The sequence below is a fragment of the Vibrio sp. Vb2960 genome (genome assembly GCF_033337665.1).
In the GTDB taxonomy this organism is placed as follows: domain Bacteria; phylum Pseudomonadota; class Gammaproteobacteria; order Enterobacterales; family Vibrionaceae; genus Vibrio; species Vibrio alginolyticus.
This window is the reverse complement of the sequence record NZ_JAWORD010000001.1, coordinates 14,069-40,300: the sequence shown is the minus strand read 5'-3', so window position 1 is coordinate 40,300 and position 26,232 is coordinate 14,069. Positions and strand designations below refer to the sequence as shown.

Annotated in this window: 17 protein-coding genes; 15 read left to right on the top strand and 2 right to left on the bottom strand. The window is 44.9% G+C overall.

The window, feature by feature from the left end; all coding sequences use genetic code 11:
- The first annotated feature begins 1 nt into the window (after position 1).
- Together R7O03_RS00145 and R7O03_RS00140 are read left to right on the top strand one after the other, a co-directional pair.
- The gene (locus R7O03_RS00145) at positions 2-1,081 is read left to right on the top strand and encodes a hypothetical protein (RefSeq protein WP_053349232.1); all 1,080 of its coding nucleotides are present in this window, start codon (positions 2-4) and stop codon (positions 1,079-1,081) included.
- Positions 1,081-5,829 carry an OmpA family protein gene (locus R7O03_RS00140; protein WP_318127429.1) on the top strand — a complete coding sequence of 1,583 codons (4,749 nt, stop codon included), beginning with the start codon at positions 1,081-1,083 and terminating at the stop codon, positions 5,827-5,829. The genes R7O03_RS00145 and R7O03_RS00140 overlap by 1 nt, the downstream gene beginning before the upstream one ends.
- Positions 5,830-5,909: 80 nt before the next feature.
- Here the strand turns inward: R7O03_RS00140 and R7O03_RS00135 are convergent, their stop codons facing one another.
- Together R7O03_RS00135 and tssH are read right to left on the bottom strand one after the other, a co-directional pair.
- On the bottom strand, positions 5,910-7,541 hold the full coding sequence (locus R7O03_RS00135) for a sigma-54-dependent Fis family transcriptional regulator (RefSeq protein WP_054574684.1): 1,632 nt from the start codon (positions 7,539-7,541) through the stop codon (positions 5,910-5,912).
- Positions 7,528-10,206, bottom strand: coding sequence for a type VI secretion system ATPase TssH (tssH, locus tag R7O03_RS00130; protein ID WP_213966689.1), 2,679 nt, complete (start codon positions 10,204-10,206; stop codon positions 7,528-7,530). Before tssH ends, R7O03_RS00135 begins: the two co-directional genes overlap by 14 nt.
- Before the next feature lie 456 nt (positions 10,207-10,662).
- On the opposite strand from tssH, the gene R7O03_RS00125 reads away from it, so the two are divergent.
- The 13 genes from R7O03_RS00125 (at position 10,663) to tssG (ending at position 26,206) form a co-directional block, all read left to right on the top strand.
- Positions 10,663-11,181, top strand: coding sequence for an Hcp family type VI secretion system effector (locus R7O03_RS00125; RefSeq protein WP_005373415.1), 519 nt, complete (start codon positions 10,663-10,665; stop codon positions 11,179-11,181).
- 72 nt (positions 11,182-11,253) lie between these two features.
- Positions 11,254-13,332: a type VI secretion system tip protein VgrG gene (gene tssI / locus R7O03_RS00120; protein WP_262592105.1), complete on the top strand. Its 2,079-nt coding sequence runs from the start codon at positions 11,254-11,256 to the stop codon at positions 13,330-13,332.
- Between the two features lie 2 nt (positions 13,333-13,334).
- Positions 13,335-13,817 carry a hypothetical protein gene (locus R7O03_RS00115; RefSeq protein ID WP_025767908.1) on the top strand — a complete coding sequence of 161 codons (483 nt, stop codon included), beginning with the start codon at positions 13,335-13,337 and terminating at the stop codon, positions 13,815-13,817.
- 111 nt (positions 13,818-13,928) lie between these two features.
- Positions 13,929-15,254 (top strand): hypothetical protein, encoded by a 1,326-nt coding sequence (locus R7O03_RS00110; RefSeq protein WP_253657229.1) that lies wholly within the window; start codon positions 13,929-13,931, stop codon positions 15,252-15,254.
- Positions 15,235-16,227: a DUF2169 domain-containing protein gene (locus R7O03_RS00105; RefSeq protein WP_213914913.1), complete on the top strand. Its 993-nt coding sequence runs from the start codon at positions 15,235-15,237 to the stop codon at positions 16,225-16,227. Before R7O03_RS00110 ends, R7O03_RS00105 begins: the two co-directional genes overlap by 20 nt.
- Complete coding sequence (locus R7O03_RS00100; protein ID WP_054577790.1) at positions 16,220-17,164, top strand: hypothetical protein; 945 nt, start codon at positions 16,220-16,222, stop codon at positions 17,162-17,164. The genes R7O03_RS00105 and R7O03_RS00100 overlap by 8 nt, the downstream gene beginning before the upstream one ends.
- Before the next feature lie 237 nt (positions 17,165-17,401).
- Positions 17,402-19,402, top strand: a complete 2,001-nt coding sequence (locus R7O03_RS00095; protein WP_154204263.1) for a serine/threonine protein kinase — start codon at positions 17,402-17,404, stop codon at positions 19,400-19,402.
- Positions 19,389-20,963, top strand: a complete 1,575-nt coding sequence (gene tssA / locus R7O03_RS00090) for a type VI secretion system protein TssA (RefSeq protein ID WP_154204264.1) — start codon at positions 19,389-19,391, stop codon at positions 20,961-20,963. The genes R7O03_RS00095 and tssA overlap by 14 nt, the downstream gene beginning before the upstream one ends.
- Before the next feature lie 26 nt (positions 20,964-20,989).
- Positions 20,990-21,496, top strand: coding sequence for a type VI secretion system contractile sheath small subunit (gene tssB / locus R7O03_RS00085; RefSeq protein ID WP_005373381.1), 507 nt, complete (start codon positions 20,990-20,992; stop codon positions 21,494-21,496).
- 8 nt (positions 21,497-21,504) lie between these two features.
- Positions 21,505-22,980 carry a type VI secretion system contractile sheath large subunit gene (gene tssC, locus R7O03_RS00080; protein ID WP_005373378.1) on the top strand — a complete coding sequence of 492 codons (1,476 nt, stop codon included), beginning with the start codon at positions 21,505-21,507 and terminating at the stop codon, positions 22,978-22,980.
- A 61-nt stretch (positions 22,981-23,041) separates the two neighbouring features.
- The gene (tssE, locus tag R7O03_RS00075) at positions 23,042-23,452 is read left to right on the top strand and encodes a type VI secretion system baseplate subunit TssE (protein WP_005373376.1); all 411 of its coding nucleotides are present in this window, start codon (positions 23,042-23,044) and stop codon (positions 23,450-23,452) included.
- Positions 23,453-23,462: 10 nt separating this feature from the next.
- Positions 23,463-25,211, top strand: coding sequence for a type VI secretion system baseplate subunit TssF (tssF, locus tag R7O03_RS00070; protein ID WP_017633756.1), 1,749 nt, complete (start codon positions 23,463-23,465; stop codon positions 25,209-25,211).
- Complete coding sequence (gene tssG, locus R7O03_RS00065; protein WP_042523537.1) at positions 25,208-26,206, top strand: type VI secretion system baseplate subunit TssG; 999 nt, start codon at positions 25,208-25,210, stop codon at positions 26,204-26,206. The genes tssF and tssG overlap by 4 nt, the downstream gene beginning before the upstream one ends.
- Positions 26,207-26,232: the final 26 nt, after the last annotated feature.

Genomic DNA, 26,232 nt, shown 5'->3' with positions numbered 1-26,232 from the left:
CATGAAAAAAATACTATTACTGTTACTTACTGCTTTATCGATAGCGGGTTGTAAAGATGACGGCCGCACTTACGTGGGTGAACATAACTACTACACCATGGAGCAGAGCAAGGTCCGTAAATCTGGCTCTGCGACTTATCAACAACGTGACTTTCCTCGTTACTTTATCCATCGTGCCAAAGAATGGCCAAGGGAAGATTTAAACGACGCGAGTTCTTACGATTTGCCACGCGTTCAGTTTACTTGGGCAAACTTATCAGACGATCAAGGATATGGACCAGACCCAATGTACGATGAGTACGAAGGGCGTGTAAAAGTTTGGAGTATGAAGACCGATGGTACGGACCTGCGTTTGGTGACAGATTTACCCTATCTTGGAAAGGCATCCAGCACTCGATACAAAACCAGTCGCTCACCAAATAATCGTTACGTTGCACTGAACTCCGGACCTGACATACATCTTTTTGATTTAAAAGAGCAAAAATTAATTGACTTGCCGCATCGTTTAGCTGGTATTCCGGGTTTCCTGTGGGCGGAAGATAGCAGCTACGTTTATTACCGCACGGGTAAGGTGGGGCGTGTGGTGTATAAGTGGGATATTGCTAAAGGTGAGGCGGAAAAAACGGATTTACAAATATTCGGTACAGGATTTATAAAAGGCGGGTTGATTTATGAGGTGGGAGATGTTGGAGCTGGAATCATTGATGAAAAGACTCATGAGCTTGTAAAATTGGTTCAATGGGGGAAAAAGTTACCTGTTAATAAAGCAAAAGCGCATTATACGGCGATCAGTCCAGAAGGGGACATCGTTTGGGCGGCTAATCGCAACTATCACAATGTGTTTGTTGTTGATCTAGCAAATGGTCAACAGATTGAGCGTGATGGGGCAATGCAATATGCCATCGGTCTAAAAAATCGTTTTTCTTTGACGAATTATAACGCGATGCTGATGTCAGTACAGAACAACCAGACAAAACAAGCGTGGAGTTGGTCTCCGTTGGGTTACAGCCGCACAATAGATCCTGCCATTGTGTATAACCTCTCCGCAAACCAAGGTAATTGGTTTAAGGAGGAGAACTGATGGCTTTCACATTTGATAATGAAGTCTATCTGTTTGGTGCTTTTTTTGAAGGAAAGCAAGTTGGGTTAAGTAGGGCATTCCCTGACTGGCATACCCAACCAGATCTAACCGAAGTAAATGAGCTAGCGGGTAAGATTCGTCCCATTCCTTTGACCCCGGTGATTGTCAATGCCTTGTCGGGAGGCGAACCCGCACTGTGGGGCACCACCAAAGAGGGAAAATTGGTCGAGTTAGGTTTAGGTGAGCCACCGCAAACAGGGGGTAAGCAGCCTTTATCGGGAGAAAAAGTCGATTCTGAAAGTTCAGTGCCGAGAGATGTCGACAATTACGAAGTGCTCAAGTTGGGCAACCGACCGGAAGGCCTCAGCAAAGGGAAAAACTATGAATTAAGTTTTCCACCATTACGTTTGTTGGCGCAGATGATTGCGTCGCAGAATGATCCAGAAAGTACGGGGGGCGCTAAAGATCTGGCAAGCCTTGCTGAAAACATTAAGCATTTTGCTCAGTACATTGATGATGGGACTAACGAAACAAACCAAACGGGTGTGCAGTTCCAACTTACAGAAATTGCCCTTAGTCAACTTGCTCCTGCGTATATTGGTGGCGATCTCACAGCAGAGCAACAACGCTACAACGATTGGTTGCAGCGTCAGAAAAAAAGAAACAAACCCCTGAAAGGTTTTGTTGTGCCAAGGATGCACAGCTGTGCTGTACTGTTCACAGACAAGCTTTATGGTGGCGCAGAGGTCTCGTTGATTCGCCCAGTTCAAAGTATTAAAGCGGGTGATATAGAAAATGCAACTGAAGAAGTTATCGCTGAAGCGACGGTCTCGGTAAAAGAACCTTTGTGGGTGACAAAAAGGGAAGGTAATACAGTTTTACCAAGTGCATTGTTTAACCTCGATCCAAGCCAAGTTGAAGATGGTTTTTATTTGTTGCGTATCCAATTTTGGGAAGATGAATGGTTAGCATTCGATGAAACACGTAAGGTGTTACCCGAAAGTGTACTGAAGGCCAATGTCACAAAGCAGTTCATGAAACACCCTCAAACTGATGTGGAGCAGAATGTATATACTTATGAACTGCATGAAAAACTGACGTTTATCGATACAGCGGGCATTGGCAAAATGGCGTGCGTGTGTGGTGACATGATCACCTTAGAGGAAGCGCTCATCCAACAATTTCCTAATCAGCTGCCATCTTATTCAGACTACGCGACGAAGGGGTTAACCTATCAAACTACGCAAAAGCCGGGTGTCGCGCCGTTATCTTTGCATGCTGCGATCAACAAAACCTACGAATCGTTGAGCAGTGACTTTCTCTCTATTGAGGGCGCCAAGCTTTATGGTCCACCTGCAGAAATGGCGAAAACCATCGGGCAGGCGCTATGGGAAAACAGTGAATCGGGGGCCTTACCTCCATTTCTGATGAGTGGTATCGCGTTACATTCGGCACTTGCCGCAACCAGTGGTGTTAAAAAGAGCGTCAGCCTTGCAAAGATTTTTGCGCGTAAAGAGCTAACGCTGAAACAAGCACAAGCGTTAGTGTTTAGAAAGCATGTCATCGATATTCCTTATATCAAACGTGCTTTTAAAACGGCAGGCCCAGAGTCAAAAATCATGCGTGGCGTTGGACGTTTAAGCAGTGATTTTTTGAGCGGAACAAATCGCGCGCTACCAGCAATTGGAGTTATCGCAAGTGGCAAGGAAGCGTTCGACCAATATTCGGCGTTCTCTGAACAAATTAAAAATGCGAAAGAAGCGCAAGAAACTTTAAGCAAATACGCTGAAAACTATCTTTCTTCTTTAACGTTTGTTCGTCGCTTTGATAATCCAGAACATTGGCAAAAAAAGGCAGAAACGGTGCAGGAAGCACTTGGTAAAGAAGGGAATGCTCAGATCTTTGCTGATGGTCAAGGGGTCGTTGTTCGAATGAACTTCAAGTTTAACTCTGCTGAGTTTGAGAACGAAGTTCAAGCGCTACACATCGACTATAAAATCGTCTGCGATAGATTGCGTCAACTTTTATCTGACAATTCTGATTACCAAGTCGCCATTATTGGCCATGCAGGGCCAATAGGAACGCATGAAAATAACTTAAAGATATCTAAAATGCGTGCGGATGTAGTTAAAGAGGCCATCCTCGCCAAAACAAGCAGAGAAGAACGAGCGAACCTAGAATCAAGGTTGTTGATTGAGTTTAAGGGTAAGTCACAACTGATTGATGATATCGACGGTTATGCCGATGTAAACGACAGATCAGATACTGCGGATATCGCTGTGAACCGACGTGTAGAGGTTAGGTTGATCATCCCTGACTTTGCGGTTTCCCTACCACCGAGCCGATCTGGAACGATGGCATTAAATCGCGCGCATCAAATTTGGGAAGGGCATCAGCTTGCGGCAAAGGAAGCTCAAGATAAGTTGATTATTGCTGCCGTTGATGCAATGGCAAGCGTCGCAATCTGGACGCCTGCCGCACCAGTGGCTGCCTATTATTTTGCCGGTAAAGTGGGAGCAGATCTTTTGGGCGCTGCAACTGATTTTTATGGCGACCTTTTTGGTGATGCGACGTTTAAGGAGATCAAAGCTCAGTACAATAACAAAAGTATGCTAAAAACGCTCAGCTGTATCAATAAAGAGCTTATCTCACTGTATAAGGGGATCAGTCAAGATCTTCAACCTCAGGTCATTGATGCTGTTGGCTTAGCTGACTTTCTCAAAAAACAGGCGAATCATGATGAGTTGTTGAAGCGCTTTTTGTTGCGCTCCTATGCTTTGAATTCTTTGATTGAGTTACTAACGCTTCTCCGCGCTAAGTGGAGCCTGACGGGGGACTTTGATGATTTCATTGAGGATTATCGAGTTGACGAGTTTATTCAGCTGTATGTCATGAGTGATAACTGGGAAATTCCAGTCAATGATGGTAATACACTGGCCCTGAACTGGGTAAACCGCTTTAAAAAATCTGGTTTGTTCTCTAAATCAGATGCCAATAGCTCGTTACAATGGAGTTACGGTGAAAAAATAGGGGGGGCATTTAATACGGGATTCCCTGTACAAACACGTCTATTCTTGGACCGAAAATCAGATGAGTCCTTGCAAGAAAGAGCTTCTATCCGAGAAGGCCTAAAGGCATTTTGTCACGACTTCAACTTAGCTACAGTAGAACTTGGGCATGATGATATAGAGTTCAGCCGCTTGCTGGTTCAAGACGGTGCTAAATGGACGCCATATGTAGAGTGGGCATTTGCGCAGAATGGACGAAAGCTACGCCCACAAACTCGCGTGAAACTACAGGTAGTTTTAAAAGACAATGTCTCATCTAAAACACTGTTTTTACAGGAGGTCGCTTATCGCGCAGCCGTTGTTGGCTTGGATTCTCACGGGCCAACCTTTGATGTATTGTTCACCAAAATGGATGCCTCTCAATTCGAAGATCCTGATGGAGCGATTAAAAAACACTTTGATAGTAAAGGTGCTAAGGATAAGGAATTGCATGGTCTTGAATTTGAGCCAACATATGGATTTGGTGAGTTTTTAATCCATGGCATCAAGCCGTTATGCCCAAATGTTAAAGTCATAGATGAGGTGAAAGCCTTCTTTACAGGTCAAAGCGTGTTTGAATATGTTCGAGACACCGGTGCTTTTGAGCAGATGAGATATGTCTTCTCACTAGGAGGACATGATTTGCTAGCGGGTAAGTTAGAGGGCTTGGGTACATATAAAAATTACACTCTAGATATTACTGAAGTTAACTTTGGTATCGATGGTCAAAGCCCTGCACAAGAAGCGAAAAACTTTAACGGTCGAACATTGGAAAAGACGAAACTCACAGACACTGACTTTTTGATCGAAGAGTTTGTCATGAGTGAGTCTGCATCATCTCGAGACAGTACACCGAAGGTGATCGATGGCAACCTTATTATTTTGCCTGGTGTTGAAATTGACGGTGACCTTGCTTGGGGTGAAGGCAACGCAAATAAGCTGATAAACCAAAATTTTGATTGGTCGAAAGAGCAAAGGTTTTCACTTTGTTTTGCGGTGTTGGGGGATGAACGTGCGAGTGACGACTACGATACAATGTTACTCAACGCCATTGAGTGTGGGGTGAAACTGCAGATCAAAGATGGTCCAGTTAAAAATGACGTGATGTATTATGCCGGGGTAGTCAACATTCATTCTCGTCTTGTTACCGAGAAGTCAAATACTGGGTATAATGGAATAGAAACAAGAACCGTTTTTGATCTAGAGCTTGACGATAGCGGCGCGACTAAGCGTACAGGTCTGGAGCAAAGCGCCGTTCAATTTATTGATCAGAATGACGCGAATTTCTCCCGTTTATTAACTTCAAGCGAGAAAAAGTACCTTTATATCATTCGCTTTGAGTACTCTTATGTGTCGCCTACAGGCAAACTAGTTAATGGTTTAAGACCTTTTGGTGATGTTTTAGATGGTAATGATCTAAAACCTATCAAACTTGAGCTGGCTTCATTTGAACAAATGGATGTAAGTGAAGGTTATGAACTACCGAAGTTTGAGCTTCAAGTTCCTGCGGTGAAAGACTTCATGACGGGTAAGCCATGGATAGAAACGGTTGAAAAGGAAAATGCGACAAGTGAGGCGAATCACTTACACTGGAAAAACCTAGGGGTACAGAACGAGCAGAAAGGATATGTTGAGAATTGGATAACGAAACAAGCGTCTTCGCTCAATGCTCCGGAAATAGCTCTTTTACAGGCAAAGTAACATACAAAAAAACCGCCTTCGGGCGGTTTTTCTTTTCTTATGACTTCATACTGAATTTAGAAGTTTCTTTTTAACCCCCATCAACCCGCTGCAGAAATATCGTATTTCTTCATCTTATGGTTGAGAGTGCTCATTGGAAGCGCCAATTGCTCAGCGGCTTTCTTGGTGTGCCAATTGCAGGCATTTAAGCAATCGATGATCACTGTACGCTCGTATTGGCTAACGACGTCTTTAAGGCTCTTTGAAACGTCTTCTAAATCCGCTTGTGCTTGCTGCTCGTAAGTAGGTTGCTCTGGGGTAGATGAAGCTGCTTTCATGTCGATACTTGGCACACTTTCTGGGATTTGTTCGCCAAACTCGATGTGAGTAATAGTTTCAAAATCGGACAGTAGCACCGAGCGCTCAATGATGTTCTTAAGCTCACGCACGTTCCCTGGGTATTGGTAGGCAAGGAGCTGTTTACGTACGTTGGCACTTAACCCTGGTGCTTGCGGCAAACCTAGCGTGTTGGTGGTGTGTTGCACGAAATGTTCGGCAAGGGGAATAATGTCTGACTTGCGAGCTCTCAATGGTGGTAATGTAATAGGGAACACATTCAAACGATAGAACAAATCGGCACGGAATCCGCCATCTTTGATTTGCTGCATAAGATTACAGTGGGTTGCGGCGATAACGCGAACGTCCACTTCAATCTCTTTGCTAGTGCCGATTGGGCGAACTTTACGTTCCTGTAGCACACGCAGCAATTTTGCTTGCAGTAGCATTGGCATATCGCCAATTTCATCTAGGAAAAGCGTGCCGCCGTTGGCTGCTTCAAACAAACCGACTTTGTCTTTGTCCGCGCCCGTGAATGAACCTTTCTTATGCCCAAACAGTTCAGACTCTAACAACTGTTCGGGAATTGCCGCACAGTTTTGTACGATCAAAGGCTGTTCTGAACGGTTAGAGTTTTCGTGAATGTATTTCGCGATCACCTCTTTACCTGCGCCCGTTTCACCACGCAACAGAACGTCGACAGGAAGAGATAGCACCTTATCAAGACGATTCAAGACATTGAGCATTTCTTCGCTCTCTGCAATAGGACCTTGATAGGCTTTCTGAGTACGTTTTTTGAGCTGAGTGTTCTCGCGCACTAGGGCTTGATTGTCGGCATTGAGATTTTTAATCACTTGCCCATATTGCTCTAACCAAACGGCTTGACGAATGTTACTCGCTGCCATTCGACAAAACTCAGTCAAGGCTGCCTCGTTGTCAATGACATTCAAATCGAGTAAGACTAACAGCCCAATGGTTTTGCTTTCGCTATCAATCAAAGGCCAAGCCAGTAAGTTCTCGCTTTTTAGTCCCAATGTCTGCTCTGTTTGATAAATGCTTTCACAGTCGTAGCCGTTGTATTTGTATAACTCGTTAATCAACACCACTTCACCATTACGAATCGCAAAGTTAAATGGGTCGTTCTCACTGGCTGAGTCTAGCTGTAATGCTTCCCAAGGGTGGGAAACGACGGTTTTATCGTTGTGGTGAGCGGTACTTGGAATCAACGCCTGTCCTGTCTGGTCCAAAACATAAATGATGCCGTGCTTTGCTAAGGTCATTTGTCTCGCAGCGGTCAACACGGCATCCAATGTTTGGGTAAGCTGGCTGCGATCAGCCAAAGATTGGCTGATCGCAAGTAGGGCGTTGCTAAGTTCGCTATGGTTAGCTGAACGCATAGGTCAGTGTTCCTTGCTCATCGACAGAAACTGTGATTTGCGTGTGTGAATCATCCTTATCATGCACCAATAGCTGTGTCGATAGCTGAGGCAGTAACTGACGGTTGATGACCGCGTCGATGTTACGCGCGCCCGTTTCAGCAAGGCGACAGTTACCTAGTACGAACTCAACCAAACTTTCTTCGTAGCTCAGAGACAACTTGTGATGGCTCTGTAGACGCTGAGAAACTTTGTTCAGCTTGTGGTGAATAATTTCTGTCATTGCTTCATCAGACAGCGGAACAAATGGTAGTACTGACATACGTGCCAACAGCGCCGGCTTGAAGTGTTGGTTCAAAGTAGGGCGAATAGCTTCTGCGATGATGTTCGCATCGATGTCTTTGGATTGATGAACCAAAGATTCAATCTCGTGCGTCGCAAGGTTACTGGTCATGATGATCAGCGTGTTCTTGAAGTCGATTGTGCGGCCTTCGCCGTCGTTCAGCGTGCCTTTGTCGAACACTTGGTAGAACAGGTTCAACACTTCAGGGTCGGCTTTTTCCACTTCATCAAGAAGAACAACAGAATATGGACGTTGACGAACCGCTTCTGTCAGCATGCCGCCTTCACCGTAACCTACGTAACCCGGAGGTGAACCAATTAGGCGTGATACCGTGTGCTTCTCTTGGAACTCAGACATGTTAATGGTCGTCATAAAGCGCTCACCACCAAACATTTGATCAGCGATCGCACGAGCCGTTTCGGTTTTACCCACACCACTTGGGCCAACTAGCAGGAATACGCCTGTTGGTGCGTCTGGGTTACCTAGACCAGCTTTCGCAGTTTGAATGCCTTCAGACAGTGCATCGATAGCGTATTCTTGGCCTTTGATGCTTTGTGTTAGGCTTTCTTTCAGTTTTAGCGTGGTTTCTGCTTCGTCTTGAAGCATCTTACCCATTGGAATACCAGTCCAGTCCGAGATCACATGGCTGACTTCATCTGGGCCCACTTCAAAGTGAACCAGTGGGTTGCCATTGCGGATTACATCTAGCTGTTCTTGGCAGGCCGAAATGGCAATGCGAACGGCTTCTTCATCCATTTCTGCATATGGAGAAACGTCTTGCTCTTGTTCTGAATCTTCGTCTGCAACAAGCTCTTCTTCATTTGTTTCGCCAAAGACCAGTTCATGTAAGCGAGAGCGTAGAGCAATCATCTCTTGGATCTGCTCTTTTTCTTTGTGCCATTGCGCTTCTTGTTCTGCTAGCTCTTCTTTCGTTGTTTCCATTGCCAGTTTTAGGTCTGGAATGTTAGCAAGGCTGTGCTTGTCGCCAGTTTGCTGCAGAGCGTCACGCTCAAGAGCTTCTAGCTCGCGCTGTTGAGCTGCAAGTTCTTGCTGCAGAGTCTCAACAGAAGCAGGAATGGCATTAAGGCTGATGTTCACTCGTGCACACGCCGTATCTAGTACATCGATCGCTTTGTCTGGCAGTTGACGGCCAGAGATGTAACGAGCAGAAAGCGCTGCCGCAGCAGTGATAGCATCGTCACGCACGTAAACGTTATGTGACTTCTCGTATGCTGGGCGCAGACCACGAATGATCAATGCTGCTTGCTCAGGAGACGGTTCGTCGAGTTTCACCAATTGGAAACGACGTGCAAGGGCAGGATCTTTCTCGAAGTACTTCTTGTATTCCGACCATGTTGTCGCAGCGATGGTTTTCACTTCACCACGCGCTAGGGCTGGTTTTAGCAAGTTTGCCGCGTCGCTGCCGCCCGCTTGGTTACCACCGCCAACAAGGGTGTGTGCTTCATCGATGAATAGAATGATTGGAGTTGGTGAGTTTTTCACTTCATCCAATACTGCGTTTAGGCGTTTTTCGAATTCGCCTTTTACGCTTGCACCAGCTTGCAGAAGACCCATGTCCAGGCCGTAAAGCTCAACACCTTTGAGGTTGTCTGGTACGTCACCTTGTACAATCTTAAGTGCCAAACCTTCTACTACTGCGGTTTTACCAACGCCCGGTTCACCAACAGCAATAGGGTTGTTTTTACGGCGACGAGCAAGAATGTCCACGATTTGGCGGATTTCTTGGTCGCGGCAGAAAACAGGGTCGATTTCGCCTTTGCGTGCTTTACCAGTGAAGTCGGTTGTGAACTTGCTCAGTGCTGAACCATCTTCACGAGCTTGTGTTTTCTCTGAAGTAGCAACTTGCGCCTCAATAGAGTGGCTTGTTAGCTCTGCAAAGTTACGCTTAAGGCTGTCAGGGTTTACCGCTTCAAGGATAGAGGCGTAACCATGTTGGCCGTAACGGAGAGGGTTACTAACAAGAGTAAGGAGTAGGGCACCAGAGCGGATTTGTGTTTCGGATAGATCTAAAGAAGAAACCAGCCAGCTTTCTTGTAACCATTCGATTAATAAAGCAGAAAAAACAGGTTTGCTGCCATTTCCTTTGGCGTTGGTGTCGAGTGTGGATCGAACCGATTGTCTTAATAAGTTCTCAGAACAATCAAAATGACTTAATAAGACGTCAAAATCACTATTTGGCCTTTCTAATAGACTCAGTAAATAATGCTCAATTTGAACTTCGTTTGCTTTTTCAGAGACTGCAAGTGCAGCGGCGTCTTCTAATGCTACTTTTGCAATCGGGTGTAGACGCTGAATTAATGAAGAAAGGTTTATATTTATCATAGCCATTTTATTCTTTAGAGGAAAAGAGGTAGCGGCTATTATACTAAAAGTGATTGCGTTCTTTTTTTATCAAGATATTTTGACTATCGTTTGTTGGTTATTTTTAATGATTATTGTGACATTAATGTTTGTGGTTATTTTAATGGCGTTGTTATTCTAAATTAATTGATAGTAAAAGTGTCGGATTTATTAGTTTTAATGACTTTATTTACACAGTTTTATATGGTTATTTTCACTTTTTAAAGTTAGAACAATTTATTATTATCTTAATCCAACTTTTTGGTTTTTTATCCAATAAATTGTACTCAAGATATTAGTGAATAATGTCTTAATTTGTTTAAGTTGTTGTTTTTATTGTATTTTTAAAGTTGGCACGGACTTTGATTATACCAAGTAGTCGCGGTGATAAGCGATTTGGTGATTTAAACAAAACAGATTTTAGAAAAGGAAATAGCGATGCCAACTCCAGCATATATGTCTATCCAAGGTGAGACTCAAGGCCATATTACTAAAGATACTTACTCTGCAGATTCAGTAGGTAACACATGGCAAGAAGCTCACGTTGATGAGTTCCTAGTACAAGAACTTGATCACGTGCTAACTGTTCCACGTGATCCACAAAGTGGTCAGCCAACTGGTCAACGTGTACACCGTCCACTTGTTGTAACTAAAGTTCAAGATCGCTCATCTCCACTACTATTCAACGCACTAGTATCTGGCGAAAAACTTCCTGAGTGTGTGATCCGCTTCTACCGCACTTCAGTTCAAGGTAAACAAGAGCATTACTACTCAATCAAATTGATTGATGCGCTACTTGTCGATATCCAAACTCGTATGAACCACTGTCAAGACGCAGCAACAGCTGACCGCGTGACAGAAGAAGTGCTTAAGTTCACTTACCGTGCGATCGAAGTAACTCACGAAAACTGTGGTACTGCGGGTAACGACGACTGGCGTGCTCCACGCGAAGCTTAATTGCTCGTCGCGTAAAGATTCAGGGCCAACGATTGTTGGCCCTAATTCGATTATTTGTATCAGGTAAAAGATATGGTGAATGACGTAGAATTTAAATTTGAAGTGCCTGGATGTGGGCATGAATTTCGGGTTGAGAGCTTTCATGTTCATGAAGAGTTATCTAAGCCTTTCCACATCAATCTCTCATTACTTTCACTTGATCCAGATATCTCGTTCGATGAGTTAATACGTAAAGCAGGAACATTGACACTTTACGGACAAGGTGTTGGGGCTGCGCGTGTGTTCAACGGCGTGGTGAATGAAGTTCGTTACTTAGGGACTGGACGTCGTTTTTCTCGTTATCAATTAGTCTTGGTTCCTCAAGCTTGGTTCTTATCTCAGCGCCAAGATTGTCGTATTTTCCAGCAAAAGTCAGCGCAAGACATCATCACAGAAGTACTCGATGATGGGGCAGTCACCGATTACCGATTTGAAGTGTCGGGTACTTATCCTCCAAAAGAATACGTTCTGCAATACCGTGAGTCTGACTTGCATTTCGTGCAGCGTATGATGGCTGAACACGGTATGTGGTATTACTTTGACCATAGCGATTCAAATCATACGATGGTCATTGTCGACAGTAATGACGCGATTGCACCTTTGATAAGCTCGCCACTAAATGCTTCTTACATTGGGCCGATTGTTTATCATGCCGATGGTGGCGGTGTTGCCGATCGCGAACATATCTCTGATCTCGAGTTAGTTAACCGCGTTAGAACAGGACAGGTTACGTACACAGATTACAACTACGAACACCCTAAAATTCCACAAGAGATGACACAGGCTGGCGAGCTAGACCAAGATCTCAAGCAGTTTGATTATCCTGGACGATACGTCGACCCGCTGATGGGTCAGGTGAGAACCACGGAGTGGATGTCGGAACACATAGTCGATAATCAACAAGTGGAAGCAACGAGTGACGTAATGCGCTTAGCATCTGGTTACAGCTTTAACGTCAGTGACCACCCGCGTTCTGAGATTAACCGCGATTACCTCATGTTGTCTGTAATGCACACAGGTCAAGATCCGCAAGTGCATGAAGATGAAGCGAGTGGTATGCCAACCACTTACTACAACCAGTTCTCGTGTATTCCACGTGATGTGGTGTTTAAAGCGCCTAAACTAGCGGCACCAGTAGTGGATGGCCCGCAAACGGCGGTCGTTGTAGGACCAGAAGGTGAAGAGATTTACACCGACAAGCTTGGTCGAGTGAAAGTACAGTTCCATTGGGATCGCTACGGTGATAACAACGAGCATTCAAGCTGTTGGATTCGTGTAAGCCAATCCATGGCGGCGCCAACATGGGGCGCAGTTTATTTGCCGCGTATTGGCCACGAAGTCGTAGTAACTTTCCTTGAGGGGGACCCAGATCGTCCGTTAGTTACGGGCGCAGTTTACAACGGTTTGCATTTCCCACCGTACTCTTTGCCAGAAAACAAAACTCGTACCACGTTCCGCACGCAAACGCACAAAGGAACAGGTTACAACGAGTTGAGTTTTGAAGACGAAGCGAACCAAGAAGAAGTCTATATTCACGCTCAAAAAGACATGTCGACCAAGGTGCTCAACAACCGTTACCGTGATATCGGTCAAGATGAATTCTTGAAGGTTGCACGTCACCAAACGAATGAAGTTCATGGTGACCATAAAGAAACCATTCATGGGCATAAAACGACAAAGGTAAACAGTACGTTTACGGAGACAGTCGAGCAAGACGTTACCGTTACATACAACGCGAACGAAGCCCAGTATGTGAAAAACAATTCTGACTTAGAAATTGGTGATAACCGTACGACTAAGATCGGTAAAAATGATGACTTAGATATTGGCGAAAACAGTAACCTTACTATCGGTGCGTCTAAGAGTTCAGATATTGGTGCGGATGATAACCAGACGGTTGGTGGCAACTTAACGGTATCAGTGAAAGGGAACACCGCTTATAAAGCTGATGGTGCAACGCAAATTATCAGTGGCGACAAGATTGTATTGAAAACGGGTGGTTCCTCTTTAGTGATGAACAGTGATGGTTCAATAAAGTTATCAGGCTCGGCTATTACGATCGAAGGCAGTGACAAAGTCGTCGTGAAAGGTGGCAACGTAGTGGTTAACTAACAATGGAAAAACAACCTCTTACAACAGAAGTAATATCAGAGCAGCAAGCCGAATCAACGGCTTGCTTTTCGCGTTTTGGAAGAATAGTGGCTATCAATGAGTCTACGGGCAGTGTGCGAGTTGATTTTGATGGTAACCCATTTAAGCAGCCACTCACTGCGAGACTAGGACGTGGCTTTCGTCGTTCTGAACTGCAAATGGCTATCGATAATCGATTAAGTTGTCGAGTTGAGTTTTTGAACGACGACTTAAGCTTGCCTCTTGTGACGGACATTTTCTTCTCCATTCTGGATGACTCTGACGAGTTTGTATTGCGAGCGAAGAAGATGGTTATCGAGACAGAACAAGAGTTGGTAGTCAAAAGTGGTGAGACAGAAACTCGCTATAGCGGGCGCGATGGACGAATTACCACTAAAGCGAAGTACGTCACTTCTCAAGCAGAAAAAGCACAAAAAATTCAAGGCGGAACGATCGCAATTAACTAATTACTTCGCGTTAGCTAATGGTTTTGTGTTAACAAGTCACGCCAAGTGAGCTAATTACTTCGAGTTAACTAATTGCAATCGCGTTATGGCACGCTAATAACGGATAACTAGATGCGACAAAGAATCGGTGTCGAGCACCTAAAGGCACCCATAACCAATCAAGAAGTCGAAGGCGCGTTAGCAAAAGCTGAGCGCGCTGTGAATGACCTTTCCCAGTTGCCAGTAACATGGCTGGATTTCTGTAATGAAAAGCTGTCCATTGCTTCTGAAAGTATCGGGTTTTTAATCAGGCAGCGAGTTCAAATTCACAAAAGGGGTTATCCAAGTCGTGAGTTGGCGTATCTCAAGCTGATCGAACGCCAAATTGAAGAACTGAAGCAGGTGTACTTGTCGTTTTATCGGCTAGCACCGGGGTTGATTCATCAGTTAAGAGGCCAGGAGCCAGAAATTTACAGCTGGCTGATGCTACAGGGGGAGTTGGGCTCAGAGTTGGATAACCTTTTGTGCGGATTGAGTTTACTCGAAGATATTGACGCTAAAACTGCAATGGTCATTGCCGTACAATCTCCGGTTGAATCTATGGATAGTACGCTTTCGGAGCTTATTGAGGGTAATGCGACATCCAGTGCGTTTTACTTTGAATGCTTACGTGTACGTCAAACATTAAGTGTTTCTCTCATCAAGCGCTGGCACAAAGCCAGCATCATTAGCTCTCAAGTTGCTTTGCCACTGCTCGCTTTACAAGACGTAAAAGAGGGGATTGATTGGCTTAATGACAATGCAGGCAGCGAACAATATCTATTTGAACGTTTGATTACCAAACGTGACAGAGGCACTTGGCTCCGTCAGTGCTTTGGCATCGAACCAAATGGATTACCATCAGCGCAAGTGCTCACTTATGCCAAGTTACTTGAGTTAAAAGAGTTTGAGGCGTTTGATATCTCTTCTTCATTAGCACCTGTTGATTTTGCGCTGGGTGGTGATTGGAAACTGGTGCCCCAAATCATCGAGCACTTGGAAAGTCTGGAGGAAGGTGAAGCTGAGGGTGAAATTTGGCTTCAAGCCTTGTATGTCGTCTACGGAAAGCTTCTTCCTCTGAATCCGCAAGATGTTGGTGTCGAGTATGAATGGGAAGAGATTGTCGATCTGCTCAATGAGTGGGTGGAAGATGAAAAATATATCCAAAATCTACCAAGCCGCTTGGGTTACGCATTGAGCTTCGAGTCTACGTTAGCTGCGATGCAAGATTCTAACGTTGATGTGCTGTTCCGCGATTGGCTATGGCGTCAACTCTGTATTCAATCCAGAGCCTACGTGCCTTGGGATATGGCAATGCCGATTCATCAACAAGACTGGAACTTTAACAATTTAAAGGCCGCACCTTCTGCGAGCGAACGATTCAACTTAAGGAATAGCAATGCAGTTATGGGATATTGAGGCGCACCCTGAGCTATCACTCAAAGGTCGTTTTCAACGTGACGAAAACGGCGATGAAGTCTGGGTTGTAGTCGCCAAACGCACATGGCAATTCGATGGTGTGGTTTGGCACGAATTAGGTGAAAGTGAAATCTTCGATGATCCCCAATATTTGGGCGAAGAAGGCTTCTCTGCGATGAAAGTTGACCACGAGTTCGCGTATACCAAAGAAAACACAGATGTACTTGTTTACGGCAAAGCGCGCAGCTACGCGAAAAAGCCAGTGACATACCAAGAGTGTCGTGTGCTGATTGATGGTCATATCGATAAGACTCTCGCTATTCACGGGGAACGCGTATGGGTTGAGCATGCTGGCAGTATCACGCTGAGCAATCCAGTCCCATTTATTGAAAAAGACATTGATTACACTTGCGCGGTAGGCGGTGATTTACGTAACCGAATAGGTGGTGGGGTTGCCGACTCCAACAAAGAATTGCTTGAACAGAAAGTGCCCTCGATTTTTTATCCCCGAGAGGACTGGAGTGCCGCCGCGAAAAAACTACGCGTTGCGGGGTTCGGGCCAGTGCCTCCGTTCTTTGAGTCGCGCCAGAAGCTGGCCGGCACGTTCGATGACGATTGGATTGAGAATCGCAAGCCAATGTTGCCACTCGATTTTGATAAGCGGTTCTTCCAAAGCGCGCCTATTGATCAACAGTGCAAAGGCTTCCTTCGTGGGGGGGAGCGTTTGATGATGAGTGGCTTTTGTCATGATGACACGCTTTCATTTCGAATTCCTAAAGAAAAATACCGTGCGATCGCGACGTTCAAAGATCAAAGTTATCAAGCTGATATGGCGATGTACACCTTATTCGTTGATACGGAAAAGAAAACTATATCAATCAGTTACACCGCTGCGTTTCCTTGTCAGGGCAAGGAGCATTTGTTGGTGTCGACATCGATCACTAAGCTGGAAGAGGTAAGCGAGCATGCATAATTCAACAGGCCGTTACGTGCTAGGGATGGAAGTGATGACGCCAACCGGTATGAATTTAGATATTGCTAGTGCAGTTTCGTATGCTGACTTAGGAAGATTCGACCAATGTGTAGGGGATGATGGTATCGAGCGTTTTACTTACGCCAAAATCGAATACACCAAAGAAAGTGAGCAGTTTGAGAAAACGTGTGAGTTAATCACCCACTTGCTTGATTCATTGTTAGCACAGTTACCACGTTCATTGAGACCAATACCTTTGCTTATAGCGGTGCCTGCGTCTGTTTCACTAGTAAAGGTGCAAGAATGGCTTGGTGAAAGTAACTATGCTGAATTTCTCTCTGTGGTGAATGCTGTTCATGCCAGTGGGCCTAGTTTCGTTCTCCAGGCCATGAAATCATTGGATAAATATGATGCTATGATGTGTATCAGTGTCGATTCCTTGGTGAGTTCGATGCAAACACTCATCGACGATGCGATGGTAATGAGTACCAATAATCCATGGGGCGTTATTCCGAGTGAGGGTGGGGCGGGTTTAATTCTTTGTCGAAGAAATACCGTAGAAACATTGAAACTTAAGCCTCAAGCGCAGCTTGGCTACATTGATACGGAATTAAACACTTCAGACCGAAGAGGCATGTTTCGACTTGTTCAACGTGCGAGTAAAAAGCTCGATTTATTTGGTGAAGTGTATTCCGATATGACGAACCTGCGCATGCATTCGGAAGATTACGGCTTTGCTCTGGGGGCTAAAGCAGAACGATTCACGAACCCAGAACAACCGCAGTTTATCAATGAGTTGTGGGGCACAATGGGCAGTTGTTCTTCTCTCGCTTTAATTGCCTTTGCGGTCAGAGAGCACCACTTTAAGCAACCAACTACGTTGTTAATGTTCGACTTTCATGGTGACAAAGGAGTTCTCCAATTACTGCAATGTTAGTGGGCACTCATCGATCAAATGGCAATGAAAATATACTCATATTATTAGGTTGAAGTTTGTAACACGAAAAAGCGTATAACTCATGCAGTGAAAGCGTAAGTAAAAAGGTCTAATAAGTTAGTAATAATAACTAAAATAATAGGCTTACTGTTTGTTTTAAATACCAACCTTGATACAAGTACGTTCAAGAAAATATTATTCAACTCTAATAATATTTATTCTATGAAAGAGTACTAAGTGTCTAATAATCAGAGTACAGCCAAAGGATATATCGATCAGTTGGTTGTTAAAGCTATTGAGAAAAAGAAACTGAATGAGCAAAGGCTAGCAGAAAAAAATAAGCCGAAGCTTGAGTACGTGCTTTTTTCACAGTTTGATGTATTAGACAAGCTTCCTTCTAGAAATGGTAAGACAACGGTTTACCATCTTGCAAAAAAAGGGCAGCCAGAGAAGCAAATCTGTTGCAAAGTTATCAATGATGACTCGCCAGAATTTGCGAGCAAAATGTTGATTAACGAAGCGAGCAGGCTGGAGCTTTCTCAACACCCTAGCGTGGCTAACTTTGTAAAAATCGGCAACGAATTCGAACGCCCATATTTGATGTACGAGTGGATCCAAGGTGAATCACTGGCAGAAAAAATGGAGCGTCATTCTTCTAAAGGCTTCCGCCACGACCACATCGCTTGGTTGGTGTATCAACTCGCTGGCGCTCTAGAGTTTATGCATACAAGAGGTATCTGCCATCTTGATATTAAACCATCTAACGTATTAGTGAGTGAAGGCGATTACGTTAAGCTCATTGATTTCGGCGCTGCTCGTTACATTGGAGAGACAGAACCTTACGCAGAGGCAAGCTTGAGCTACGCTTCCCCTCTTTATATAGAAACTGGCATCGCGGAACCGCAAGATGATGTTTACTCTCTCGCTTTGCTCGCTGGACATCTATTTTTAGGCTCAATATTTGGTGATGCTTGGAATAAGCAGTTAAAAGACCGAAAGCGTCCGGCTTTGATCCCGGTTCATATTTGGAAATTGCTGAAAGAAGTCATCAACAAACCAAGAGGGCATGGCTATACCGCTATTTCTTTTGCTCAACAGTTAGCGCGAATCGATACGCAATCAATTAGCTCAAATTCTAACGCACCAATTTTCAGTAGCTTGCGTAACGCGGACTTGCTGCTTACACACTGTAAGCCAAATGATAAAACGGCGTATGGTCGCTTTAAAATATTAGAGGCGAGCTTAGTGTTGAGTGTGCTGGCAACAGCAGGAAGTTATTTGTATCAACAGAATAAAGATCAATTGGATGCCATTTTTTCCCGAGGTGTCACTACTGTAACTCACGTTATTACGCCCTCTGAAACGGCTTCTTTTTTGGCTCAGCCTCCATGGAAAATCAAAGAAGAATTGTCTCAAGCTACTCAGAGTATTGATATGACAGAAGCTTATCGAACAGCATATCAAGCTCAGCAGTTAAGCCTCTCGAATTTATATGAAGAAAAACAGGCTCAGTTAACGTCGTATCAATCGTTAGCGGATGGCTTACCAATGGCATTAGTCGAATTACGTAAGGAGCTTGTCACCTTGCGAGAAACCCTTGTTCGTGACGGTGCTCTGTTTCCATATGCGGATGAGGCGTTGACTAAAGTGATGTCTGGGTTAAATGTCGCGTCTATCGATTCCATGAAAGTATCTGCCATAGCTGGCAGTCGAGATAAGCAGATTGCTCGCTTAATTTTAGATGGTGAAGCTAAGCTCGCAGAAAATGAAATGAAAGAGGCATGGTTGTTAAACCAGTCACAAGCCTATTTTTACAACCAAATCTTACCAAAGGCTGTGATGGAAAATATTAATTACTCCATCGATAAACATGCAGAGGCGCACTTTTACACCAAAGCAATTGAAGAAGCCGAATTAGCCAAAGCCTACTTCGGTAATACGCCAGAACTAGACAAAAAAATAAAGGATTTAATCGTCGCAAGAAGCGAATTTATTTTGTTTAGCACCGTGATGGAGCAATCCGTTTACGACAAACAAAAGCTACATGAATCCCTTGCCGATTTAGAACGGAATGCACCAAGTAAATTTACAGAAATCACGAAAATTCTAGATAGCATGGCGTCGGATGCGATTGAGCAGAGCCATCGATTATCTAAGCCAGCAAATGGCGCAATTGCGGTAGCGCGTGCGTTGAGAGATTACTTGACTGAAGGAGACGTGAATTTTGTCCAACATTGATATCGATCGTCTGCTTAATCCTATTTCTGATGAATCTCCAGTGGGAAACGATGCCCGTTACGAGTTTTGCTATGAAATGATGGAGTCCGAAGTGAAGAAATTCGGTTCCTTGTTTGGCGAAACAGTAGATTGGAGCGTGGTAAAAACGCACGCGACTGAAGTTCTAGAGCACCACAGTAAAGACTTAAAAGCCATTTGTTACCTCGTTCGCGCGCTAACAGAAGAGTTTGGTCTGCAAGGCTTTGAACAAGGTCTAAAGCTGCTTAGTGAGGCGTTAAGTCGCTTTGGCGTTGAATTGTATCCTTCGCGAAAGCGGGGTCGAGATGGCGCAGTCGAATGGTTGAACCATCAGTTTAAACTGGTCAGCAGCAAGTTAGCGAAAAGCGCTCAGTCATGGGATTTGGTATCAAACTGCATTTCGACTATTGAAGAAGTGCAGCGCCAGTACGACGAGGTTTACCAAGACTCAGAAGCGGATTTCTTTGAGATTCGCACTCAACTCAATGTCTTATCTCAACAAGCGGTGGCTGATGAGCAGAGCGATGATGCAGTCGTTAACGTCGAACAAGCGGCGCCTGCACCAGCTACGCAGCCTGCTGCCGAAGAAACGCCAGCGCAGAGTGAAGTGCAAACCGCACCGGTGAAGGCGGTTCCGCCGGCCCCTAAACCTGCGCCAGTTAAGAAAGCGGTAGCAAAAGAAGTCGATGTCGATACGGACTTCTCTTCGCCGACGGCTTCTAAGCGCACCTTGAAGAAGGTTGCGGAAGTCATGCTTCATGCGAACCCAAGTGATCCGCTGGCTTACCGGATTTATCGTCATCTGACTTGGGATGACATTGATGGTCTACCCGACCACCAAAATAATCAAACGCCTTTGAGCTTGGCAGTGTCGTCCGATCAACAAGCGGAATACCGAGATAAAGCTGACCAAGAAAGCGACATCGACACCATTAAGCGTTTGGAGCGCACATTAACGGATGCGCCGTTTTGGCTGACGGGCCATTACTTCGTGTATTCGATGCTTAATAATTTGGGCTTTGATGATGCAGCGCTTGCTGTGAAACAAGAAGTGACGCGTTTTGTTGAATCGCTAGAGGGCATCGAGCACCTCTCATTTAAGAATTCTATACCATTTGCAGATGAAGCGACCTTGAGCTGGTTATCGACTCAAGATACTACTTCTTCGACTTCTCAACCCGTTGTTCAAACGGTTGTGATTTCGCAGGAAGACTCGCTGCCAATGGAGGATATCACTCTAGAAAATCTAGGGGAATGTGCCGCAGAGCTTGCCCGCAAACTTGAGCTGGATAGCTCGGGACGTGGGCAGTTCATGCTGTATTTACAATTGATAGCAGCTTACCAGTCTGTTGGATTATACCCGTTGTGTTTGCCGTATCTTGAGAAGGGGTGGGAAGTACAAAAAGCGTTTAATCTCGAGAGCTGGGAACCCCACTTATCGTCACAGTTAGAAGACCTAATTCGAAAAACACTCCATCGGTTATTTGGAAGCAAGGATCTTCTACCTGAGAAGTATGAAGAGTGGAAAGCAATTTACGACTAATTAAAGAGTTAGATAAGGAACGAATTATGTCACGTGACGGCTCGGTGGCTCCTAAAGAGCGAATTAATATCCGTTATGTTCCAGCAACTGGCGATACGCAAGAAGACGTAGAGCTGCCGCTAAGCATGATGGTAGTTGGCGACTTTACTGCGCGTGCAGATGAGACACCAATTGAAGAACGTACTCCAATTAACATCGACAAAGACAACTTTAACGAAGTGCTAGAGGGCATGTCTCCAAACGTTAAAGTCAACGTTGAAAACCGTCTTTCTGATGAAGAAGGCGGCCAGATTGGTGTTGATCTGACGTTCCAAAATATGAAGGACTTCTCTCCTGAAGCGATCGCGAAAAGTGTACCTGAACTAAACAGCCTACTTGAGCTTCGCGAAGCCTTGGTTGCACTGAAAGGTCCTCTAGGAAATGTTCCTGCGTTCCGTAAGAAGATCGCATCGGTTCTTCAAGATGAAGAAGCGAGAAAGAAACTGTTGGATGAACTAAGCATTGGCAACGACCAAGACGCGAAAGAAGAGTAAGGGATATCATGTCTGCAGAAGCACAAGCGCCAGAACAAGAAGCAGCCTTAGTTGAATCAGGCTCACTTCTGGATAGCATTCTTAACGAAACACGTTTAAAGCCAAGTGATGAAGGTTTTGACGTTGCAAAACGAGGCGTAGAAGCATTCATCAGTGAGCTACTAAGCAGTTCGAACACAGAGAAAGTCGACCAATCTCTGGTTGATCTGATGATCTCTGAAATCGACCAAAAATTGTCTAAGCAAGTTGATGCAATTCTTCATAACGAAGAAGTTCAAGCGATTGAATCAACGTGGCGTGGCCTTAAGTACCTGGTTGATCACACTGACTTCCGCGAGAACATTCAAATCGAACTGATCTCTGCGAAGAAAGACGAAGTTCTTGATGACTTCGAAGACGCTCCAGAGGTGGTGAAGTCTGGCCTGTACAAGCAAATCTACACACGTGAATACGGCCAGTTCGGTGGTAAACCTGTTGGCGCCGTCATTTGTGATTACGCTATGTCTGCCTCGTCGCCTGACATCAAACTGATGGAATACATGGCGAACGTAGGTGCAATGTCTCACGCACCATTCATCACGTCTGCATCGGCTAAATTCTTTGGCCTAGACAGCTACGAAGAGCTGCCAAACCTAAAAGATCTGAAGTCTGTATTTGAAGGTCCACAGTACGCGAAATGGCGTGGTCTGCGTGAGCACGAAGATGCACGTTACCTAGGTCTATGTACGTCTCGCTTTATGCTACGTACGCCTTACTCTGTTGAAGATAACCCAATCAAGGCGTTTGACTACGATGAGCAAGTGACAGACAGCCATGATAATTACCTATGGGGTAACTCAGCGTACGCGATGGCGTCTAAGATCAGTGAATCATTTGCTAAGTACCGTTGGTGTCCGAACATTATTGGTCCTCAAAGCGGTGGTACTGTACAAGATCTACCGGTTTACAACTTTGAAGCTATGGGTCAAATCGAGACTAAGATCCCAACCGAGATCCTGGTTTCTGACCGTCGTGAGTACGAGCTAGCGGAAGAAGGCTTCATTGCGCTAACCATGCGTAAAGGTTCTGACAACGCGGCGTTCTTCTCTGCAAACTCTGTTCAAAAACCAAAAGTGTTTGCGAATACGCCGGAAGGCAAACAAGCTGAGATGAACTACAAGTTAGGTACTCAGCTTCCTTACATGTTCATTATCAACCGTTTAGCGCACTACATCAAAGTGCTACAGCGTGAGCAAATTGGTTCTTGGAAAGAGCGTTCTGACCTAGAAATCGAACTGAACAAGTGGATTCGTCAATACGTTTCTGACCAAGAGAACCCGCCAGCGGAAGTTCGTGGTCGCCGTCCGCTTCGTGCTGCGAAGGTTGAAGTATCTGACGTAGAAGGCGATCCAGGCTGGTACAAAGTATCGATGTCTGTACGTCCTCACTTCAAGTACATGGGCGCAAGCTTCGACTTGTCTCTAGTTGGTAAGCTAGACCAATAACCCATTACTGAAACCATCAAGCAGCCAGTGAAGACTGGCTGCTTTTTTCGTAGGACCGCACATGGAAAAAGGTTACCGTCTTTTAGAGCGGATCGAGCTAGGAGAACCAAAAAACTGCTACGAGAAAGTGGTGTCTCATAAGCATTTGATTGAATCCATTCACTCGCATCTTGCTGACTTGTTGAATACGCACTCCGGCAACGCAATGATCGACAATGAGTATGGTCTGCCAGATTTTAACGACGTACTTTCTAACAACACAAACCTCGTTCGCCATATTCAAAAAAACATCACGTCAACCATAGAACGCTTTGAGCCCCGACTGCTGAATGTCGAGGTTCATTACCGTGAAGACCACCATAATCCATTACAACTCGGCTTTGGTATTCGCGGCGAAGTTTCCCATAACGGCGGTAAAGTCCCAATGTCGATCGATGTCTACATGGGAACCGACGGCCAATTTAACGTTTAGTAGGTGCCACTTGAGTAACAGTAAATACTTTCAAGATGAACTCACGTATTTACGCGAGTCGGGTAGTGAGTTTGCCAAATATCATCCGAAGTTAACTCACTTTCTCTCTGAAGGAACTTTTGATCCAGATGTCGAACGATTGCTGGAGGGTTTTGCTTTTTTGACCGGACGCATCCGCGAAAAGATTGACGATGAACTTCCTGAGCTAACGCAATCTCTGATGACTTTGCTGTGGCCACATTACATGCGTTCGATTCCGTCTTTGTGTATTAGCGAACTAAAACCGCATACCGGAAGTGTTACTGAGAAAACCGTGGTGAAACGTGGTGCGGAAATGGCCAGCGAGCAGGTAGAAGGCACGCAGTGTTTGTTCCGTACTTGTTATGACGTCAATCTATACCCAATTACGATTACTAACATTGAACAAACTAACAGCCGCACCAGCTCGATGATTGATGTGACGTTATCGACGGAGCATGGCCTGGAACTGTCTCGTATCGGTTTAGATACGTTGCGTTTGCACCTGCATGGTGAGATTCATATTACTCGCACTGTCTTCTTATGGCTGTTCCGTTATCTAGATTACGTCGAGTTGGATGTTGGTGGTGGCTACAAACATCGTTTAGGGCCAGAGTACGTTAAGCCAGTCGGGCATGAAGAGGACGAGGCGCTGCTGCCTTACAGCAAAAACTCCTTTGCAGGCTACCGTTTGCTGCAAGAATTCTTCTCTTTGCCAGATAAGTTCATGTTCTTCGACATTAAAGGCTTAGAGTGGCTAAAAGGCATTCCGCAACGCAGCACGGTCAAAATCAAATTCCACTTTAAGCGAGCTTTGCCTTCAGAAGTGGTACTTAAAGATAAACACTTAAGGTTGCACTGCACACCTGCGGTTAACTTGTTTGAAAAAGACGGCGATCCAATCCGTTTAGAGCATCGACGAAACGAGTACAAGGTGCGTCCACAAAGTAACACTCAAGAGCATTACGAGGTTTATTCCATTGAGCAAGTGGAGAGTTGGAGTAAGGACGAACGCCGTCGTAAACCATTAATCGAATTTGAGTCGTTTGAGCACCAAATCAACCAACGTGATAAGCGAGAGTTCTACAAATCCAAAGTAGGTGAGCGAGTAAGCGGAAGAGGGTTAGAGCGCTATATCTCATTCCATACTCACAATGGCGACATCGCGGATTTAGGGACTGAAACAGTATTGATGAAACTGCAATGCAGTAACGCGGACTTAGCGGAGCGCCTGTCAGTAGGAGATATCACGTACGCGACGCACAAGTCGCCAACGTATGCGACGTTTAAAAACATTACTAAGCCAACACAGTCAGTAAGTCCTCAGGTTAATGGTGAACTTCAATGGCAGCTGATTGCCAATATGTCGCTCAACTACTTGTCTTTAGCGAATATCGATGTGTTGAAAGTGTTGCTCTCGACTTACGACTTCCATTCTCGTGTTGATAGACAAGCCCACCGCGCGTCGATTCATCGACTTGATGGCATTATTTCTTCAGAGATGAAACCAATCGATCGCGTATTTCGTGGTGTATCTGTGCGTGGTAACCAATTCAAGCTCGTGACGGACTCTAAGTTCTTCGTAAATGAAGGCGATATGTTCCTTATGGCCACGGTATTGAATGAATTTATCCGTTTGTATTCGAGTGTGAACTCCTTTACCGAACTAGAGGTGTTCGATGAAGCGACGGGCGAGGTTTACAACTGGGCAAGCCTAATCGGGCAGCAGACGATACTATGATTAACACACTTTCTGATAAGTCGAATGAGTTTAGTTTCTACCAAGCGGTGTTGCTGTTAGAGAAACACTACCAGCTGGAGCCAAACTCAAATTTTGTTGCCGTGGGCGAGAACAAATACTTCCATCAAGAGCGAATTGAGTTCAGCGTGTCGCCAAACCTGTGCTTTCCAAAGAGTGATATGGATTTTATTACTCATATGGAAAGAAACGGAAAGCAATATTCACGTATTGAGACGAACTTTCTTGGCTTGCATGGTTCAAGCTCGCCCCTGCCAGCGTCTTACACTGAGAAACTCGTCGGTCGTGATCCCGATGATAACCCAGTGAAGGATTTCTTCGACTTTTTCCACAACCGCTATACAAGCTTACTGTATCGTGTTTGGAAGAAATACCGATATCACGTGCAGTACAAAAGCGGGGCAAGCGATGCGTTTTCTGGGCGCATACTGCATTTGGCTGGTCTCTCTAGCGTTATGCAAGATTGTGAAGTCGCGGAGTTAGATCGAGCGAAAGTTCTGTCTTACGTGAACCAGTTATCTACGCGTACACGTTCACCTAAGCTTATTTCCGGTATTGTTTCGCACTACTTTTCACTGCCGAATGTGCGAATCGAAGAATGGGTTTATAGACGCGTAGAAATCGCTGAAAGCCAGCGTAACAAACTCAATCGTTCCAATTGTGTATTGGGGCAAAGCTTACACTTGGGACAAAGCATTGCGGATTTGAACGGCAAGTTTAACTTGTGTATCGACAACATTGATTTTGAAACGTTTAAGCAGTTTTCCTACGATGGTGAGTTACATAAGACGCTGGTGGGCTTGATGCGCTTTATTCTGCGTGACCCAATGTCGTGGGACCTAAAGTTGACAGTTAACCTAGACAGTATTCCAGAAAACAAACTGGGTAATGGAGAAGGGAACCAACTAGGTCAAACGTTCTGGCTTGGTAACCCAGGTGATAAAGACGCCAAAATTCGACTTATCGGAAGCATATAAGAAAGCCGCTCAACGAGCGGCCCTTT